A 2536-nucleotide genomic window follows, 5' to 3' on the forward strand; every position below is an offset into this window, starting at 1 on the left:
AGGACCACGATCACCATGGCAGGATCATGCGCGTGCAGCGCCTGGACGCAGGCAAGGCCCGATTGCGCGCCAAGCTTGAGATCGACGACAGCAAAGCCAGGGCGGTGTGACGCCAGCAGGGCCGTCACGCTCTCCAGGCTGTTGGCCGACAAGACGTCGTAGCCCCGCCGCTCAAAGGAGCGCTTCAGCGTGCGCGCAAATCCTTCGTCATCCTCCACGATCAGCAATTGCTTGTCAGTCGACATCGCCATCCTCCTCCAGAGCGACGGTCGAAAGCGGTAGACGCATCTGGACCATCGCGCCGCCGTCCGCGCCATTGCTGGCGTCCACGCGGCCGCCCAGTTTGCGCACGACATTCACGACCAGAAACAGGCCAAGGCCGCTGCCCTGCCGATCCTTGCTCGATCGATAGGGCTTGCCGAAGTCGGCCAGCATATCCGTGCTGAAGCCCCGTCCATTGTCGCGGACCGCCATGTGGAGCCATTCCCTGTCCCGGCTGACCATCAGATTGATATAGGTCGCCCCGGCTTCGCGCGCATTGTCGAGAAGATTGGTCACGGCTTGGCGGATGACCGGATCGGCGATGATGCGCGGATAATCATGCGGGCCGAAATCGCACCGCAGCGGCAGGTCAGGATTGGCATCACGCCATTGCTGGGCGATGTGGTCGATGAACGCGCGCACGTCGGTTACCATCGGCGCTTCGCCGCGCGCTTCGCCCGCGGACAGAAGGATGCCGCTGAGGATCGTTTTGCAGCGCTGCACGGCGGCCTGCATCTCGCCAACCTCTTCCATAAGGGTCGGATGGCGGTTGATTTCGGGCATGTGTCGCCAGTCGCCCAGCACCACGGCCAGTTGCGCCAGCGGCGTGCCCAGTTCATGCGCGGCACCCGACGCGAGCAGCCCCATGCGAACGATATGCTCTTCTTCCGCCGCGTGTTGCCGCATCTTGGCCATATAGGTTTCGCGATCCTGCAGATTGCGGTTGATGCGGGTCATGAACAGCACCAGCAGCACCGCGATCATCACGAAACAGACCCAGGTGCCAAGGATATGCAGGTCGAACAAACGGCCTTCGAGCATTTCGGTAAGGTCGAGCGGCCGGTAGACGAAGGTCAGCCCGGCAGCGCAGAGCGCCGACATGGCCACGATGCCCCACGCGCTCCAATGATGCAGCAGCATGGCGCCGAGCGCCACCTGCACCAGATAGAGGGAGATGAAGGGATTGGTCGCCCCGCCGCTGAGATAAAGCTGCGTCGTCAAAGCCACGACATCGAAGAGGAGGGCGAGGAACAATTCGGCATGGCTGATATCGGTGCGCCCGCGCACAACCAATATGCTGCCCAAATTCATGGCCGCTGCGATGCAGGGGACGACGAGCATGGGCAGGATCGGCAGGCGGATGCCCATGCCAAAATGCACCAGCAAGATGGTGGCGATTTGACCGGCAATGGCGATCCAGCGCAACTGGACCAGCAGGACCATATTCTTGCGCCCGGCGGCGTCGGCCGGCCAGCGGCTGGGAAGCCAGCGCGCGCGGGTCGCCGCTGGGCTGGTCATGGGCGCTTGTCGGTTGCCGTGTGCCGCATGACGATGATGTAGGCTGCAACCGTCATGATCGCCAGAGCGAACCAGGTGATTGCATATTGCAGGTGGTTGTTGGGAAAGCGGACCACGGTCAGCCCCCCGACGGGCAACCGGTTGGGGGAGGGGCCAGCCTGCGCATCGATGAAATAGCTGGTGACGGCTGGCGCCAGCCGCCGCGCGGTGGCGATCGCGGCAATGTCGCGCGAATACCAGCGATCGTTGGATGGATCATTGGCGCGCAGAAAACCACCGCCCGGTTCGGACAGGCGCAGCAGGCCCGTCACCGTCACTTGCCCTGCGGGACGATCATAGCGGGTCTTCGCATCGGGCGGCACAAAACCGCGATTGATCATCAGAAGCGCGCCGCTCCGCTGCCGCAAGGGGGTAAGGACCCAATAGCCCGCGCCGCGGACCGTCGCCGCCTGAACCAATGTGCTGCGATCATGAAGGAAGGTGCCGGTCGCGAATATATGCCGATATTCGTCGGATGGATCGGCTTTGGCAGGAGCGGGCACGGGCGTGGCATGGATCCGGGTATCCACCCGGGCGATGAGGTCCCGTTTCCAGCCGAGGCGCTGGACCTGCCACGCGCCCAGGGCGCAGAATCCGGAAAAGAGAAGCAGGGCGATCAGCGTCAGGCCGATCAGGAAGCCCGGGGACCGCCGGCGGCGCTCCCCGGTCTCGGGCGATATCACGGCATCTCGCTCATTTCGTTGGACATACGCATTTCCTGCGTCGAACCCATATCCATCTGCATGTCGGCATGCGGCATCATGTTCGCATTGAGGTGATACATGACCCACATCGAGCCCGACAGGACGATGACGACCAGCACGATGGTCAGCATCATCGCCATGAACGACCAGCCGCCTTCGACGCGGCTGTTCATGTGCAGGAAGTAGATCATGTGCACGACCACCTGGACCGCTGCGAAGGCCAGGATGAGAAG

The 2536-nt window shown here is 63.2% G+C and carries 4 protein-coding genes; all 4 read right to left on the reverse strand.

The annotated features are described in order from the left end of the window. Positions 1-245: response regulator transcription factor (locus SKA58_RS08645; protein WP_037542787.1), on the reverse strand; the 245-nt coding region annotated here is incomplete at its 3' end. Then, entirely contained in the window at positions 235-1560 is a 1326-nt protein-coding gene (locus SKA58_RS08650; protein ID WP_009822021.1) for an ATP-binding protein, read from the reverse strand. The genes SKA58_RS08650 and SKA58_RS08645, both read right to left, overlap by 11 nt. Further along, a complete protein-coding gene (locus SKA58_RS08655; RefSeq protein WP_009822022.1) occupies positions 1557-2282 on the reverse strand; it encodes an SURF1 family protein in 726 nt (241 codons plus the stop codon). Before SKA58_RS08655 ends, SKA58_RS08650 begins: the two co-directional genes overlap by 4 nt. Then, positions 2279-2536, reverse strand: a 258-nt coding sequence (locus SKA58_RS08660) for a cytochrome o ubiquinol oxidase subunit IV (RefSeq protein ID WP_009822023.1), incomplete at its 5' end; no start/stop codon positions are given. The genes SKA58_RS08655 and SKA58_RS08660, both read right to left, overlap by 4 nt.

It is taken from the genome of Sphingomonas sp. SKA58 (genome assembly GCF_000153545.1).
GTDB lineage: Bacteria > Pseudomonadota > Alphaproteobacteria > Sphingomonadales > Sphingomonadaceae > Sphingobium > Sphingobium soli.